16 protein-coding genes are annotated in these 14,684 nt (G+C 72.1%); 4 read left to right on the top strand and 12 right to left on the bottom strand.

Features of this window, described 5'->3' with window-relative positions; translation table 11 throughout:
* Positions 1–47: 47 nt before the first annotated feature.
* Positions 48–641, bottom strand: coding sequence for a hypothetical protein (locus ACIGWZ_RS38895; protein ID WP_400072683.1), 594 nt, complete (start codon positions 639–641; stop codon positions 48–50).
* A gap of 193 nt (positions 642–834) precedes the next feature.
* Between ACIGWZ_RS38895 and ACIGWZ_RS38890 the strand changes: the two genes are divergently transcribed.
* Complete coding sequence (locus ACIGWZ_RS38890) at positions 835–1,857, top strand: LysR family transcriptional regulator (protein ID WP_400072682.1); 1,023 nt, start codon at positions 835–837, stop codon at positions 1,855–1,857.
* On the opposite strand, the gene ACIGWZ_RS38885 is transcribed toward ACIGWZ_RS38890, so the two are convergent.
* The 3 genes from ACIGWZ_RS38885 to ACIGWZ_RS38875 all read right to left on the bottom strand — a co-directional run bounded on the left by ACIGWZ_RS38885 (position 1,847) and on the right by ACIGWZ_RS38875 (position 4,782).
* A complete protein-coding gene (locus ACIGWZ_RS38885; protein ID WP_400072680.1) occupies positions 1,847–1,996 on the bottom strand; it encodes a hypothetical protein in 150 nt (49 codons plus the stop codon). The genes ACIGWZ_RS38890 and ACIGWZ_RS38885 overlap by 11 nt on opposite strands.
* An 86-nt stretch (positions 1,997–2,082) precedes the next feature.
* On the bottom strand, positions 2,083–3,408 hold the full coding sequence (locus tag ACIGWZ_RS38880; RefSeq protein WP_400072678.1) for an MFS transporter: 1,326 nt from the start codon (positions 3,406–3,408) through the stop codon (positions 2,083–2,085).
* 102 nt (positions 3,409–3,510) lie between these two features.
* Complete coding sequence (locus ACIGWZ_RS38875) at positions 3,511–4,782, bottom strand: exo-beta-N-acetylmuramidase NamZ domain-containing protein (RefSeq protein WP_400072676.1); 1,272 nt, start codon at positions 4,780–4,782, stop codon at positions 3,511–3,513.
* A 185-nt stretch (positions 4,783–4,967) separates the two neighbouring features.
* Here ACIGWZ_RS38875 and ACIGWZ_RS38870 point away from each other — a divergent pair, with 185 nt between their 5' ends.
* Genes ACIGWZ_RS38870 through ACIGWZ_RS38860 form a run of 3 tightly spaced genes read left to right on the top strand, consistent with a single transcriptional unit; the run spans position 4,968 to position 8,092 of the window.
* Positions 4,968–5,741: an SDR family oxidoreductase gene (locus ACIGWZ_RS38870; RefSeq protein ID WP_400072675.1), complete on the top strand. Its 774-nt coding sequence runs from the start codon at positions 4,968–4,970 to the stop codon at positions 5,739–5,741.
* A complete protein-coding gene (locus ACIGWZ_RS38865; protein WP_400072673.1) occupies positions 5,738–7,399 on the top strand; it encodes a class I adenylate-forming enzyme family protein in 1,662 nt (553 codons plus the stop codon). Before ACIGWZ_RS38870 ends, ACIGWZ_RS38865 begins: the two co-directional genes overlap by 4 nt.
* 57 nt (positions 7,400–7,456) lie before the next feature.
* Complete coding sequence (locus tag ACIGWZ_RS38860; protein WP_400072671.1) at positions 7,457–8,092, top strand: TetR/AcrR family transcriptional regulator; 636 nt, start codon at positions 7,457–7,459, stop codon at positions 8,090–8,092.
* An 86-nt stretch (positions 8,093–8,178) separates the two neighbouring features.
* On the opposite strand, the gene ACIGWZ_RS38855 is transcribed toward ACIGWZ_RS38860, so the two are convergent.
* From ACIGWZ_RS38855 to ACIGWZ_RS38820, 8 genes are all read right to left on the bottom strand, one after another.
* Positions 8,179–9,429, bottom strand: coding sequence for an acyl-CoA dehydrogenase family protein (locus ACIGWZ_RS38855; protein WP_400072669.1), 1,251 nt, complete (start codon positions 9,427–9,429; stop codon positions 8,179–8,181).
* Positions 9,430–9,436: 7 nt separating this feature from the next.
* Positions 9,437–10,489, bottom strand: coding sequence for a phosphotransferase family protein (locus tag ACIGWZ_RS38850; RefSeq protein ID WP_400072667.1), 1,053 nt, complete (start codon positions 10,487–10,489; stop codon positions 9,437–9,439).
* Between the two features lie 135 nt (positions 10,490–10,624).
* Positions 10,625–11,527 carry an MBL fold metallo-hydrolase gene (locus tag ACIGWZ_RS38845; RefSeq protein WP_400072666.1) on the bottom strand — a complete coding sequence of 301 codons (903 nt, stop codon included), beginning with the start codon at positions 11,525–11,527 and terminating at the stop codon, positions 10,625–10,627.
* Between the two features lie 120 nt (positions 11,528–11,647).
* Complete coding sequence (locus ACIGWZ_RS38840) at positions 11,648–11,986, bottom strand: DUF202 domain-containing protein (protein ID WP_400072664.1); 339 nt, start codon at positions 11,984–11,986, stop codon at positions 11,648–11,650.
* Positions 11,987–11,988: 2 nt separating this feature from the next.
* On the bottom strand, positions 11,989–12,399 hold the full coding sequence (locus ACIGWZ_RS38835) for a YidH family protein (protein ID WP_400072662.1): 411 nt from the start codon (positions 12,397–12,399) through the stop codon (positions 11,989–11,991).
* 10 nt (positions 12,400–12,409) lie between these two features.
* Positions 12,410–12,988, bottom strand: a complete 579-nt coding sequence (locus tag ACIGWZ_RS38830; RefSeq protein WP_400072660.1) for an NUDIX hydrolase — start codon at positions 12,986–12,988, stop codon at positions 12,410–12,412.
* Positions 12,989–13,046: 58 nt separating this feature from the next.
* The gene (locus ACIGWZ_RS38825) at positions 13,047–13,835 is read right to left on the bottom strand and encodes a glucose 1-dehydrogenase (RefSeq protein WP_400072659.1); all 789 of its coding nucleotides are present in this window, start codon (positions 13,833–13,835) and stop codon (positions 13,047–13,049) included.
* 10 nt (positions 13,836–13,845) lie between these two features.
* The gene (locus tag ACIGWZ_RS38820) at positions 13,846–14,496 is read right to left on the bottom strand and encodes a TetR/AcrR family transcriptional regulator (RefSeq protein ID WP_400072657.1); all 651 of its coding nucleotides are present in this window, start codon (positions 14,494–14,496) and stop codon (positions 13,846–13,848) included.
* Positions 14,497–14,684: the final 188 nt, after the last annotated feature.

The raw sequence follows: 14,684 nt of genomic DNA, 5'->3' as shown, positions 1-14,684 counted from the left end.
GGCATGCGGCAGGCCCCGGGCGCGCGCCCGGGGCCTGCCGCATGCGATCACGACTGTCCGGCCATCGCGCCCGGATGCTGCTGCTTGTGCAGCTTCAGGTGCTTCGCATACCGGCCGTTCGGCGGAAGCCAGCCGACCACGACCGCCACGACCGCGGTGAGCATGGCGGCCAGGCTGGTCAGGAAGACCGGGTCCGGCTCGTAATCGCCGGCGATGAGGATATGCGGAAACAGCGCCAGCACCGCGGAAATGGTGAGGAGTACGCGGGCCCAGGTCGCGCCGTTACGGGCGCACAGTCCGAAGACGAGCAGGCACAGCCCGAAGAAGACGGCCATTCCGGCGCGGGCCGAGAGCGTGCCGTAACGCTCGCTGACCGCTTCGTCCCAGACGTTCGGACCGAGTGCCTTGATGGTGGAGATGGTGCCACCGTCGAGCAGGTCGGGATGGGCCTTGGAGGCATCCAGAATGTTCTGTTCCGCGCCTTCCTTTCCGCCGGTGTAGACGAGGATCGCACCGACGAACGCAGATACCGCGGAGAGAACCGTAATCGCCAGCAGAGCGGTCAGCGTGCCCGGGCGTCCGGCCGCTCGGCCCGTCGGCGGGGTTGCGCCCTGCGGCGGCGCGACCTGGGAATGGCTCACGTGCTCAACTCTCCTTGCAGAGATGATGGGTTGACCGGGATTGGCACGACCTTTGCATGGGTACCGGCAGCGCATCCAGTATTTTCCGGAAGAAATCCCCAGATAATTCCGACTGACTTCAGGATCAGTTTTGAATGCGGGCTATGCTGCTCAGCCGTGAATTGAAGAGGAATGGGAAAGCGAGAAGGGGCGCATGGCCTTAGAGGGTCCGTTGCAGTATCCGCCGGAGCTGCTCGACACCACCATGGACCAGTTGCGCACGTTGATCATGGTTCGCGAGGAGGGCACCGCGCTCGGCGCCGCCCGCCGGCTCGGCCGCGAACAGTCCAGCGTGCAAAAGCAGCTGGACACGATGAACCGCACTTTCGCGACGCTGTGCGGCGAGGAGCTGGTCCTCAAGCAGGGGCGGGGGCGCGACGCGCTGTTCACCGCGACCGGCGAGGCGCTCGTCGACCTGGCGCGGCGCACGCTCGGCGCATGGTCGGACGGGGTGCACGACGCCCGCCGCCGCCTGGGCCGGACGCTGTCCGTCGGCACCACCCGCTACACCCTCGGCTTCCTCCTGGACGCCGTGGAGCGCGTCAGCGAGGAGTACGAGCGCGACGACGTCGACCTCAAGGTCACCCACGTCCGCACCGGCGACCTGTTCGCCAAACTCCGTTCCAAAGAACTCGACGTGGTCTGCGGCAGCGTCGTGGTCACGGAGGGCCAGGAGAAGGAGCAGCTGGCACCGTACGAGGTGATGGAGTGGCGCCGCAGCGGCCTGTCCCTGCTGACGAACCTGCCGCCCGAACGCCTCCCCGGCGGCTCCTTCGGCGCCCGCGACCTGCCCGAGCTGCCGCTGGTGATCTCCGCCCGCGGACTGATCGGCCGCTTCCTGACCTCCTGGTACGGCCCCGACTACCGCCAGAGGCTGACCGTCGCCGCCGAGATAGAGGCCGCCCACTACGGCTTCGAGCTGCTGCGCTCAGGCGTGGTCAGCGGCGCGATGCTGGTCACCCGCGGCATCGGCGAAGCGGCGGCGGACGGCCGGCTCCCGGAGGCCGGGGGGCTGCGGACGCTGGACGTCGTCGGCGATGTGGGACCCCGGACCGAGGTGCTGGTCGGGGTCTTCACCCGGCGGGGCGAGCGGGACTCCTACGGCCCCGCCCACCCCCTCAACCGCCTCTGGGAGGCGCTGTCCTGGGAGAGCGAACGGTGGTGGCTCAGGCCGTGAGCGCGTCGCCCCCCAGCAGCTCCACCAGCCGGGCGGCGCATGCGAGGGCGTCCTCCGCGTAGCCCGCGTGCCCGCCGGGCAACTCCGTCACCTCCAGGCCCAGTCGGGCCGCCGGCGCGGCGCCCGTACGGCCGGGCAACGGCCCGCCGTCCGTCTCGCGTACGCCGCCGACAGGCCGCCGAACCTCACCGACACCCCTCGACTCCGCGCCGACCGGCCCGGCGCTCAGCCCAGTTCACGCTCCCGGGTCTCCGGCAGCGCCAGGACGCACACCAGCGAGATCACCGCCATGGCGCTGACGTACCAGCCCACCGACGACGAACCGAACGCCGACTGCAGCCGGGTGGCGACCAGCGGCGCCACCGCGCCGCCCAGGACGCCGCCCAGGTTGTACGCCAGCGAGGCGCCCGAGTAGCGCACCGTCGTGCCGAACAGTTCCGGCAGATATGCGCCCATCGGGCCGTAGACCACGCCCATGCAGAACAGCGCGCCGCCGATGCCGAGCGCGATCAGCACCGGCCGCCCGGTGTCCACCAGCGGGAACAGGGGCCACACCACCGCGAGGGCGCTGCCGAGGAGGATCAGCTTGCGGCGGCCGATGCGGTCGGAGCCGGTGGCGGCCAGCCAGGTGCCGGCCGCCAGGAAGAGGCAGGCGACGAGGGAGAGGGCCAGCATGGTGTTACGGGAGATGCCGAGGGTGCCGGTGGCGTAGGCGAGGCAGTAGGTCGTCGCGGTGTAGAAGAGCCCGTACGCGATGATCATGCCGCCCGCGCCCAGCAGCAGTGCGCGCGGATGCCGGCGGAAGACCTCGACGGCGGGGACCTTGGCGGCCTCGTGGGCGTTCATCACCTTGGCGAACACCGGCGTCTCACTGATCTTCAGCCGTACGAACAGCCCCACGCCGACCAGCAGGAACGACAGCAGGAACGGCACCCGCCAGCCCCAGGAGCGGAACGCCGCGTCGTCCAGCCCGGCGGACAGCAGCCAGAACACCCCGGTCGCCGCGAAGAACCCCACGGACGGCCCCAGTTGCGGGAAGGCCGCATACAGTCCGCGGCGCCTCTTCGGCGCGTGCTCGACCGCCAGCAGCGCGGCCCCGCCCCACTCGCCGCCCAGGCCGATGCCCTGCAGGAAGCGCAGCGCGATCAGCAGCAGCGGCGCCCAGATGCCCAGCGTGCCGTACCCCGGGAGCAGCCCGACGAACGCGGTGGACAGGCCCATCAGCAGCAGCGAGGCGACCAGGACGGACTTGCGCCCCACCCGGTCCCCGAAGTGCCCGAAGATCACCGAGCCGAGCGGCCGCGCGGCGAAGGCCACCGCGTAGGTGGAGAACGACGCGAGGGTGGCGTTGACCGGGTCGAGGGTGGGGAAGAACGCCTGGTTGAGAACGAGGGCGGCGGCCGTCCCGTAGATGTAGAAGTCGTAGAACTCGATGGCCGTCCCGATGAACGAGGCCACCGCCACGCGGCGCAGGCTCTCCCCGCCGCCCCGGTCCGCCTCGCCCGCCGTATCAGGGGCCGTTGTCTTTGCTGATCTCGCGTCACTCTGCACGAGCGGCACTCTCATGGTCGGTGTAGGGGGCAGTCAACAAGGGGACCGGTCCGTCTCGGCCGATGAGACATGCCGGTCCCCCCGGACGCCGCACCGCCGCCCCTACGCGTAGCGCAGATACCGCCGGCGCACCGTACGGAACCGGCGCAGCTTCTCCTGCCAGGAGGCCACCACCTCGTCCGTCCCGGCGCCCGCGTCGATCATCGTGCGGACCGTCGACGAGCCGGTCAGCCGGTCGATCCCGTTGTCCGGCCGCCAGGCGAAGCCGCGCCAGACCTGTTTGGCCGTCACCAGCAGGCCGATGCCGGTCCGTACGGGGTCGAAGGCGGCGTGGTCGTGGACGTGCAGCTGGACCCCGCCGATCGTCTTGCCCTGGAACTTGGAGAAGGTGGGGGCGAAGTAGGCCTCCCTGAAGTGGACGCCGGGCAGATCCAGCGCGGTGGCGGCCGCGGCCCAGCGGGCGTCGATGCCGTCGGCGCCCAGCAGCTCGAAGGGGCGGGTGGTGCCGCGCCCCTCGGAGAGGTTGGTGCCCTCGAAGAGGCAGGTGCCGGAGTAGACCAGGGCGGTGTCGGGGGTGGGCATGTTGGGGCTCGGCGGCACCCACGGCAGTCCGGTCGCGTCGAAGAAGTCCCCGCGCCGCCAGCCCGTCATCCCCACCGTCTCCAGCTCCACCGGCCGCCCGGCGGCCTGCGGGACGAACTCGCCGTTGAACAGCAGCGCCAGTTCCAGCGCCGTCATCCCGTGCGCCTGGGAGATCGGCTCGCGGCCCACGAAGGAGGCGAACTTCTTGTCCAGTACGGGCCCGGTGGCGGCGCGGCCGGTGACGGGGTTGGGCCGGTCCAGCACCACGAACCGCTTGCCCGCGAGGACGGCCGCGACCATGCAGTCGTAGAGCGTCCAGATGTAGGTGTAGAAGCGCGCGCCGACGTCCTGGATGTCGAAGACGACGGTGTCCACGCCGGAGTCGGTGAAGATGCCCGCGAGCTCCCGGCCGCTCTTGTTGTACGTGTCGTAGACGGGCAGCCCGGTGGCGGGATCGTCGTAGCGGCCCTCCGAGCCGCCCGCCTGGGCGGTGCCCCGGAAGCCGTGTTCGGGGCCGAAGACGGCGGTCAGCCGGACCCGTGCGTCGGCGTGCATGACGTCCACGATGTGCCGGAGCTCGTGGTCGACCCCCGTGGGGTTGGTGACGATGCCGACCCGGTGGCCGTCCAGGAGGCGGTAGCCGTCGGCGGAGAGCCGGTCGAAGCCGGTGCGTACCGGGTGGCGGCCGCCGGGGGCCCGGGCCGCTTCGGCGGGGCCCGCGGCGGCGGTCACCGCAGCCGCGGCCGCTCCGGTTGCCGCCAGCCGACCGAGAACGCGTCTCGACAGAGCCATGCGCACACCTCCGTGATCGGGAAAGGGACCCGAGGTTCGTGTCGTGGGCACGCTAACGCGCACGGGACCGTTACGGAACGAGCTCGGCCGTGACGGAAGCCAGGCTCTTCCGCTGTGACATACCGACTGGTTAGTCTGCCGTGAGTGGGGGACAGTCGAGTCAGCGCGACCGAGGGAGACGCAGCGTGGCAGCCGTACAGGACAAGACCGTTGTCGTGACCGGAGCGGGCGGGGGGATCGGCGCCGCGCTGGCCCGCCGGTTCGCCGCCGAAGGCGCCCGCGTGGTGGTCAACGACCTGGACGAGGCCAAGGCGAAGGCCACCGCCGAGGACATCGGGGCGATCGCCGTCCCCGGTGACGCCTCCGGCATCGTCCCGGCCGCCCGCGAGGCGCTCGGCGGCGCCATCGACATCTTCTGCGCCAACGCCGGCGTCGGCACCGGCGGCGGACCCGAGGCGCCCGAGGACGCCTGGGAGCTGGCCTGGGACGTCAACGTGATGGCCCACGTCCGGGCCGCGCGCGAGCTGCTGCCCGCGTGGCTGGAGCGCGGCAGCGGCCGGTTCGTCTCCACGGTGTCCGCCGCGGGCCTGCTCACCATGGTCGGCGCGGCGCCGTACAGCGTCACCAAGCACGGCGCATACGCCTTCGCGGAGTGGCTGTCGCTGACCTACCGCCACCGCGGCATCGACGTGCACGCGATCTGCCCGCAGGGCGTACGGACCGACATGCTGGCCGACACCGGCGCCGCCGGGGAGCTCGTCCTGACGCCCACCGCCGTCGAACCCGAAGCCGTCGCCGACGCGCTCTTCGCGGCGATGGCCGAGAACCGCTTCCTGGTCCTGCCGCACCCCGAGGCGGGCGACTACTACCTCGCGCGGGCCACCGACCCCGACCGCTGGCTGACCGGCATGAACCATCTGCAGCGGAAGCTGGAGGAGCGCGAGGGGGGTGCCCGATGACCTCCTACCAGGACAAGCCGTGGCTGGCGCAGCTCACCGACGCCCAGCGCGCCCCCGTCCAGCCGCCGCCCTCGACGCTGCACGCCTTCCGGGCGGCGGTGCACCGCGCCCCGGACCGCACGGCTCTCGCGTACTTCGACGGGAAGCTGTCCTACGCCGAGACCGACGCGCTCTCCGACGGCATCGCCGCCCACCTCGCCGGCCGCGGCTTCCGGCGCGGCGACCGGGCCGCGGTGATGCTCCAGAACACCCCGCACTTCGTGCTCGCGCTGCTCGGCGTCTGGAAGGCGGGCGGCGTGGTGGTGCCCGTCAACCCCATGTACAAAGCGGGCGAGATGCGGCACATCCTCGACGACGCCGAGATCACCGCCGTCATCTGCGCCGACCGCACCTGGGACGGCTTCCTCCGCGCCACCGCCGCCGGGACGCCGTCCGTACGGATCGCGCTCACCGCACGGGAGAGCGATCTGCAGACCCGCAACGACACCCGGGTGCTGCGCGGCGAACCCCTCGGACCCCGGGAGGGCGCCGACGATCTGCTGACCGTCGCCCGCACCACCGGGCAGATCCGGGCGGTGCCCGCCGACCCGGACCTCACCGCCGACGACATCGCGCTGATCAGCTACACCTCGGGCACCAGCGGCACCCCCAAGGGCGCCACCAACACCCACGGCAACATCAGCTACAACGCCGAACGCCAGCGCACCGGCCTGGGCCTGCCCGAGGGCGCCACCTACTTCGCGCTCGCCCCGCTCTTCCACATCACCGGCATGGTCTGCGAACTGGCCGCCTGCCTCGCCAACACCGGCACCCTCGCGCTCGCCTACCGCTTCGAGGCGGGCGTCGTCCTGGACGCCTTCCTCGAACACCGCCCCGCCTACACCGTCGGCCCCTCCACCGCGTACATGGCGCTGATGGCCCACCCGCAGGCCGGCCGCGACCACTTCGCGTCCTTCCAGGCGATGTCCTCGGGCGGCGCGCCGCTGCCGCCCGCTCTGGTGGAGAAGTTCCGGGACGGCTTCGGCCCGTACCTCCACAACGGCTACGGCCTCACCGAGTGCACCGCGCCCTGCGCCAGCGTCCCGCCGGGGCGGCAGGCGCCGGTCGACAAGGTCTCCGGGACGCTCGCCGTCGGCGTCCCCGGCCCCGACACCGTCGTCAGGATCATCGACGAGAACGGCGCCGACGTGGCGTTCGGCGAGCAGGGTGAGATCGCGGTCGCCGGCCCCCAGGTCGTCCCCGGCTACTGGCGGCGCCCGGACGCCACCGCCGAGGCCCTCCCGGACGGCGAACTGCGCACCGGCGACATCGGCTTCATGGACACCGACGGCTGGCTCTACGTCGTCGACCGCAAGAAGGACATGATCAACGCATCCGGCTTCAAGGTGTGGCCGCGCGAGGTCGAGGACGTCCTCTACACCCACCCGGCGGTGCGCGAGGCGGCCGTCGTCGGCGTCCCGGACGCCTACCGCGGCGAGTCGGTGAAGGCCTATGTCAGCCTGCGCCCGGGAACCGCCCCCGAACCCGCCGAACTGGCCGCCTACTGCAAGGATCGGCTGGCGGCGTACAAATATCCCCGCGTGGTGGAGATCCTGCCGGAGCTTCCGAAGACCGCGAGTGGCAAGATCCTCCGACGGGAGCTGCGCCACCACGCGTAACCCCGCGGCACCCGCGGAGCACCACAGGCGCATACGCACAAAGGACAGGTGAGGGCGATGGCCGGCACGAAGGACGGCAGCGGCAACGACACCGCTGTCGGCACCGGCAACGGCACCGGCGGCACGAAGCCGGTGGCGCAACGGCTGCTGGCCACCGCCACCAGACTCTTCGCGGAACGCGGCTACGACCGCACCTCCGTCCAGGAGATCGTCGACGCCGCGGGCGTCACCAAGGGCGCCCTCTACCACTACTTCGGCTCCAAGGACGACCTGCTGCACGAGGTCTACGGCCGGGTGCTGCGGCTCCAGCAGGAGCGGCTCGACCACTTCGCGGACGCCGACGCACCGGTCGAGCGGCGGCTGCGGGACGCCGCCGCCGATGTCGTCGTCACCACCATCGAGAACCTCGACGACACCAAGATCTTCTTCCGCTCGATGCACCACCTCGGCCCCGAGAAGGACAAGCAGGTACGGGCCGAACGGCGGCGCTACCACGAGCGCTTCCGGGCCCTGGTCGAGGAGGGGCAGCGCACCGGGGTGTTCGCCGCCGACATTCCCGCGGACCTCGTCGTCGACTACCACTTCGGGTCCGTGCACCACCTCGGCACCTGGTACCGCGAGGACGGCCCGCTCACCCCGCAGCAGGTGGCCGACCACCTGGCCGACCTCCTGCTGCGCGCGCTGCGGCCGTAACCCCGGCGCGGGAATCCCCCCACCCCCCACGGCGTTGTGGCCCGCAGGGGGCCCGCCCACCCCCTACGGGATCCGTTCGACGCCCCCTACAGGTACCGCTTCAGCTCCCGGCGCGCCAGCGACCGCTGATGCACCTCGTCCGGCCCGTCGGCCAGGCGCAGCGTCCGTGCCCCGGCCCACAGTTCGGCCAGCGGGAAGTCCTGGCTGACGCCGCCCGCGCCGTGCAGCTGCACCGCCTGGTCGAGGATGTTCACGACCGTGCGCGGGGTGGCGATCTTGATGGCCTGGATCTCGGTGTGTGCACCCTTGTTGCCGACGGTGTCCATCAGCCATGCGGTCTTGAGCACCAGCAGCCGCAGCTGCTCCACCGCCACCCGGGCATCCGCGATCCACTCCTGGACCACGCCCTGCTGGGCCAGCGGCTTGCCGAAGGCGGTACGCGACACCGCGCGCCGGCACATCAGCTCGATGGCCCGCTCGGCCATCCCGATCAGCCGCATGCAGTGGTGGATCCGGCCGGGCCCGAGCCGCGCCTGCGCGATGGCGAAGCCGCCGCCCTCCTCGCCGATGAGGTTCGCCGCCGGGACCCGTACGTTGTCGAAGACCACCTCGGCGTGCCCGCCGTGCCAGTGGTCCTCGTAGCCGTAGACCTGCATGGCCCGCCTGACCTCGACGCCGGGCGTATCGCGCGGCACCAGCACCATCGACTGCTGACGGCGGATGTCGGCGCCGTCCGGATCGGTCTTCCCCATCACGATGAAGACCTCGCACAGCGGATTCATCGCCCCGGAGATGTACCACTTGCGCCCGTTGATGACGTACTCTCCCCCACCTTCGGCTCCGCTCGAGCGGGAGGTGTCCCCGGCGTCACGCTCGATACGGGTCTCGATGTTCGTCGCGTCCGACGAGGCCACCTCCGGCTCCGTCATCGCGAACGCCGACCGGATCTCGCCGGCCAGCAGCGGCTGGAGCCACTGCTTCTTCTGCGCCTCGCTGCCGAACTGCGCCAGCACCTCCATGTTGCCGGTGTCCGGCGCCGCACAGTTCAGCGCGGTCGGCGCCAACTGCGGGCTGCGGCCGGTGATTTCGGCCAGCGGCGCGTACTGGAGGTTCGTCAGCCCGGCGCCGTGCTCCGCGTCCGGCAGGAAGAGGTTCCACAGCCCCTGCCTGCGGGCCTCGGCCTTCAGCTCCTCCACTATCGCCGGGGTGTCCCACGGAGAGTCGAGCGCGGCCCGCTGCTCGTGCGCGGTCTGCTCGGCCGGGTGGACATGCTCGTCCATGAACGCCAGCAGCCGCTCACGCAGCTCTTCCGTACGGGCGTCGAATGCGAAGTCCATGGGTGCCTCAGCCTTCCTTCAGGGTGGTGAGTCCGTGGTCGATGAATACGGGCACGAGCTCGCCGATCCGGTCGAAGCCCGCACCGACGGTCTGGCCGAGCGTGAAGCGGTAGTGGATGCCTTCGAGGATCACGGCGAGCTTGAACCAGGCGAAGGCGGTGTACCAGGCGAGGGCGGAGGTGTCCCGGCCGGAGCGGGCGGCGTAGCGCTCGATCAGTTCGGCGGGGGAGGGGTGGCCCGCCGCGCCGCTGGTGGTGCTGACCGGCGACTCGGGCAGGCCCAGGTCCTGGCTGTACATCACCAGCAGCCCCAGGTCGGTCAGCGGATCGCCGAGCGTGGACATCTCCCAGTCCAGTACGGCGTTGATGGCGCCATCGGCTCCGACCAGCACATTGTCGAGACGGTAGTCGCCGTGCACGACGGCCGGCGCGGGGGAGGCGGGCAGGGCCCGGCCCAGCGCCTCGTGCAACGCGTCGATCCCCGGCAGCTCGCGATTCTTCGACGCGCTCAACTGCTTGCCCCAGCGCCGCAGTTGACGCTCCAGGAAACCCTCCGGGCGGCCGAAGTCGCCGAGCCCGACCGCCTCCGGGTCCACGGCGTGCAGATCGACGAGCGTGTCGACCAGGGACAGCACCACGGCTCGGGTGCGCTCCGCGCCGAGCGGGGCCAGCTGGTCCGCCGTGCGGTACGGCGTGCCCTCGACCAGCTCCATCACATAGAACGGCGCGCCGATCACCGCCTCGTCCTCGCACAGCAGCAGCGTCTCGGGCACCGGCACCGGCGTCTCGTGCAGCGCGCTGAGGACCCGGTGCTCGCGCCGCATGTCGTGCGCGGTGGCCAGCACATGGCCGAGCGGCGGCCGGCGCACGACCCAGGAGCCGGCGCCGTCGGTGACGCGGTAGGTGAGATTGGACCGCCCACCCTCGATCAGCTGCGCGCGCAGCGGCCCGCCGGTCAGGCCCGGCCGCTCCCGGTCCAGATGCTCGCGCAGTCGGGCGAGGTCGAGGCCGGGGGGTTCCTCCCGGACCGCGGCCTGCGGGGGAGGGGTGCCCTTGGTCATCGTTGTCCTCCGTACGGCATGACGGTCGATACGGTCCATCGCTGCCCCGATCATGCCGACTAGTCGGTATGGAGTCCAGTGCCGGTGGGTGGGGCGTCCGTCACGCGGCGCGGTTCCGCCGGATTCGCCCGGCCCTCACGCGTGGCAGGCCATCGGGATCCCGCCGTTCATCACCGTCATGTCGCCGAACCCCGCCATCGGATCCAGCGGCGCCCCCGGCTCGCCGCCCGCCAGTTCCGCGTACGCGCGATGCAGGTTCGCCACCAGCCGCTCGCTCTCGGCCAGCGCCGCGAACGGCCCGAGATCCGCCGCCTTGGCCACCTCCAGCGGCGTACGCCCGGCCGCCCGGCCGTCCCGTGCCAGCCGCTCGACATACCGCAGATAGCTCTCCATGGCGTCGTACACCTCGGGTCCGGTCACCGGGCCGTGCCCCGGCACGACGGTCACCGCGTCCAGCGCACGCAGCACGTCCAGCGCACGCAGCGAGCCGGCCAGCGAGCCCATGAAGATGAAGGGCGTCCCGCCGTGGAAGACCAGGTCCCCGGTGAAGACGATGCGCTGCGCGGGCAGCCAGACGATGGTGTCGCCGGGGGTGTGCGCGACGCCCGGGTGCAGCAGCCGCACCTCGATGCCGCCGATGTGCAGGGTCAGCTCGTCGGTGAAGGTGAGCGAGGGCGCGGTCAGGCGGATGTCGCCGTACTCCACCCCGGGCCAGACCGCGTGCAGCTGGCGGCCGGCGGCCAGCAGCTCGCGGCGGCAGGCGGCGTGCCCGATGACGGTCGCCTCGGGAGTGAAGACGCTGTTGCCGTAGGTGTGGTCGCCGTGGTGATGGGTGTTGACCAGCATCCGCGGCGTGGGGGCGCCGCTCCCGGCGATCCGCCGGCGCAGCAGGCGCGCGCGGCGCTCGGTGGCGGCGGTGTCCACGACGAGGGTGGCGTCCCCGTCGGTGATGAAGCCGGCGTTGTTCAGGCACCAGCCGCCGTCCGGCTGGATGAAGGCGTTGACGCCGGCGGCCAGTTCGGTGAGATAGGGCTCCATGTGCTTCCCCCAGGGGTGATGGACGCTCGCATGGCGAACGAGTCGGGTGGCGGGCAGTCAATTCTGCTCCTCGGCAGCGGAGCTGTACGCACCCCACGCGCGGGCCGCGCCCCCTCCCGCCTACGGCAGGACGGCCGCCGCGCCGATCGCCGCCAGCACCACCGTGCAGCCGGCCAGCAGCAGCGCGAGCCGTGGCCGCAGGTCGGACGGGCGGCCGGTGGCCAGATCCCCGACCCGGTGGTGGGCCGCCGCCACGAAGGCCAGCCACACCAGCGCGACCGACACCGCCAGGACGGCCTGCGCCGCTCCCGGGGCCCGGATCCGCGCCAGTTGGCGGCCGGCCAGCAGCGCGACGACCGTGCAGGACAGCGTCGTCCGCCGCCAGGCCAGCCGGGTGCGTTCCGGCTGGAGACCGGGGTCCCGGCCGGATTCCGGGGGCCGGGCCCGCGCGTCCCCCACCGCTAGACCGTCCAGCCCAGGACGACGAGGACGACCATGGCGACCGCCAGCACCCCGACGCCCAGGGCCAGTACGGTCGGGAAGCGGGAGAGCGGCAGATCCTCGCCGCGGCGCATCGCGCGCTCGCAGCGGACCCAGTGGTTGACCGCGCGCAGGGCGCACAGCGCGCCCGCCACCAGCAGCACGACGGTGCAGGCCAGCCGCAGCCCCGGGTGCAGACGCGGCAGGAACTGGTCCACCGCGAAACCGCCGCCGACCAGCGCCAGCCCGGTCCGCAGCCACGCCAGGAAGGTGCGCTCATTGGCCAGCGAGAACCGGTAGTCGGGAGTGGTGCCCTCCTCCCGGACCCGCGCGGGCGACAGCCACAGCCCTACGGCCGTGCCGATCGACCGGAGTCCGTCGCCGAGGATCATGAGCGCAACCCTAACGGCCGGTCCGGCCGCCGCCGGGGGACTCCGGCTCCCGCCGGGCCAGCAGCTCCCGGTACGCGGCGAGCCCGTCCGGCGTCCACGGCCACTCCGCCAGCCGCCGGGTCAGCTCCTCCTCCGTCATGAAGGTGTGCCAGTCGATCTCCGACTCCTGCGGCGCGACGGGCCCCGTCCAGCGCACCTGGTAGACCGCCGACCACCAGGTGTGCTCCGCCGTCTCGTACAGGAACTTCAGCAACGGCTCCGGCTGCGCCAGCCCCCGCACGCCCAGCTCCTCCTCCGCCTCGCGCAGCGCCGCCTGGTCGTAGGTCTCCCCGGCGCCGACCACTCCGCCCACGAACATGTCGTAGTGCGAGGGGAAGACGAGCTTGTGCGGGGTGCGGCGGTGCACGAAGATCCGGTCCTCGGCGTCCCGGACCAGGATGAAGGCGCAGCGGGTGCGCATCCGGCGGGCGTAGGTCTCACCGCGCGGGGCCTGCCCCACGACCTCGTCGTTCTCGTCCACGACATCGAGGATCTCGTCCGCGTCGAGCGGCGGCTGATCCCGGTCCGTGTGCTGATCGTGATCGGTCATGGGGCCATGCAATCACCAGGGGCGGGGGCCGGTCGCGCCGGGAGCCCGGCCCCGCCGCTCACTGCCCCATGACGTACTTCACCGTCGGCCCGGTGGTCCAGCCGCCGTCCACCGCCAGCTCGGCGCCGGTGACGTACGACGCGGCATCGGAGAGCAGGAAGACCACGGCGCCGGCGATCTCGTGCGGCTCGCCGACCCGGCCCATCGGGGTGTTGGGGTAGTTGCCCTCGCCCTTCTGGATGCCGACCTGGGCGGTCATCGGGGTGTACGTCATGCCGGGGTGCACGGAGTTCACCCGGATGCGGTCGGTGCCCAGCTCCACCGCGCCGACCTTGGTCAGGCCGCGTACGCCCCACTTGGAGGCGCCGTAGCCGCCGGTCATCGCCAGGCCCATCAGCCCGGCGGCCGAGGAGATGTTCACGATCGAGCCCGCGCCGCGCTCCCTCATGGCGGGGATGACGGTCTTCATGCCGATGAAGACGCCGGTCAGGTTCACGTCGATGACCTTGCGGAAGAAGTCGACGGACACCGTCTCCAGCGGCTGACCGGTGGCTATTCCGGCGTTGTTGACCAGGCCGTCGACACCGCCGAACTCGGCCACGGCGTGGTCGGCGACCCGCTGCCAGTCCTCCTCGGAGGTCACGTCGTGGGTCAGGAAGCGGGCCCGCTCGCCGAGCCGGGCCGCCGTCGCCGCGCCCTCGTCCTGGAGGACGTCGGTGAGGACGACGTTTGCGCCGGCCGCGACGGCCTGTTCGGCGGCGGCCGCGCCCAGCCCGCGGGCGCCGCCGGTGATGACGACGGTCTTGCCGGCCAGGCTTGCCGCCGGGGCGGAGGTGGCTTCGGTCATGAGGGAACTCCTAGGGATCGGGGGTGGTGGTGCCCGGGGCGGCGGCGAGCAGGAACGCCACGGTGGTCCCGGTGAGATCGGCGAGGAACAGCTCCTCGCCGGTGAGGGGGGCGACGCCCTCCAGGTAGTGCCGCGCGCGGTCGGCCAGCGCCGCGCCGATGAGGGTCAGCGCGAGATCCAGCCGCTCCAGGCGCAGCGCCTCGGGCAGCCCGGCCGCCGCGAGGACGTCCTCCATGCCGCCGATCAGCCGCCAGTACGCGGTGCCGTCCAGCGTCGGGTGCGGGATCCGGGTGCGTACCCCGCTCTCGTGGCTGAGCTGGGCGGAGATCCGCAGACAGCGCCGCCCGCGGTCGTCGCGCAGTTCGGTCGCCTCCGCGGTGAGCAGCGCGCGGACCAGCCCGGCGAGCGTGGGCCCGGCGGCCTCCACCGTCGTCAGCAGCGGCGCCAGGGCCGCTTCCGTACGGGCCAGCCGACCCGCCATCACGGCGTCCAGCAGCCCGCCGCGCGAACCGAAGTGGTACTGCACGGCCGAGGGATTGCCCTGACCGGCCAGCCGGACGATGTCACGCATCTGGGCGCCGTCCACGCCCTGCGCCGCGAAGATCTCCTCCGCGGCGCGGATCAGCTTCTCCCGGGTCTCGGGTCCTGAGGTCCTGGCCATGGTCCAGCATTCTAATGCTGGCCATTATTAATAACCAGTCCGCGGCGCTTTGGCTGGGCCCCACGTTTTTGGCCTTCCCGCCGTGGTGGTTGTTCGCCGTAGCGCCTGGCGGCGGGCGTGGGTTTGTAGGGAGCGGTGCCGGCCCTACACGGCTCCGCCGCTACGGTCCGTCCCCTCCCGTGGGTGGG

The sequence above is a fragment of the Streptomyces sp. NPDC053427 genome, from assembly GCF_044544985.1.
In the GTDB taxonomy this organism is placed as follows: domain Bacteria; phylum Actinomycetota; class Actinomycetes; order Streptomycetales; family Streptomycetaceae; genus Streptomyces.
The sequence above is the reverse complement of the archived record's forward strand: the minus strand, read 5'-3'. Positions and strand labels throughout refer to the sequence as shown.

Excerpts from the sequence above, each read along its gene's own strand:
- ACIGWZ_RS38890 (WP_400072682.1), top strand. The coding sequence starts at position 835 with ATGGCCTTAGAGGGTCCGTTGCAGTATCCGCCGGAGCTGCTCGACACC.
- ACIGWZ_RS38875 (WP_400072676.1), bottom strand. The coding sequence starts at position 4,782 with ATGGCTCTGTCGAGACGCGTTCTCGGTCGGCTGGCGGCAACCGGAGCG.
- ACIGWZ_RS38865 (WP_400072673.1), top strand. The coding sequence starts at position 5,738 with ATGACCTCCTACCAGGACAAGCCGTGGCTGGCGCAGCTCACCGACGCC.
- ACIGWZ_RS38860 (WP_400072671.1), top strand. The coding sequence starts at position 7,457 with ATGGCCGGCACGAAGGACGGCAGCGGCAACGACACCGCTGTCGGCACC.
- ACIGWZ_RS38855 (WP_400072669.1), bottom strand. The coding sequence starts at position 9,429 with ATGGACTTCGCATTCGACGCCCGTACGGAAGAGCTGCGTGAGCGGCTG.
- ACIGWZ_RS38850 (WP_400072667.1), bottom strand. The coding sequence starts at position 10,489 with ATGACCAAGGGCACCCCTCCCCCGCAGGCCGCGGTCCGGGAGGAACCC.
- ACIGWZ_RS38845 (WP_400072666.1), bottom strand. The coding sequence starts at position 11,527 with ATGGAGCCCTATCTCACCGAACTGGCCGCCGGCGTCAACGCCTTCATC.
- ACIGWZ_RS38835 (WP_400072662.1), bottom strand. The coding sequence starts at position 12,399 with ATGATCCTCGGCGACGGACTCCGGTCGATCGGCACGGCCGTAGGGCTG.
- ACIGWZ_RS38830 (WP_400072660.1), bottom strand. The coding sequence starts at position 12,988 with ATGACCGATCACGATCAGCACACGGACCGGGATCAGCCGCCGCTCGAC.
- ACIGWZ_RS38825 (WP_400072659.1), bottom strand. The coding sequence starts at position 13,835 with ATGACCGAAGCCACCTCCGCCCCGGCGGCAAGCCTGGCCGGCAAGACC.
- ACIGWZ_RS38820 (WP_400072657.1), bottom strand. The coding sequence starts at position 14,496 with ATGGCCAGGACCTCAGGACCCGAGACCCGGGAGAAGCTGATCCGCGCC.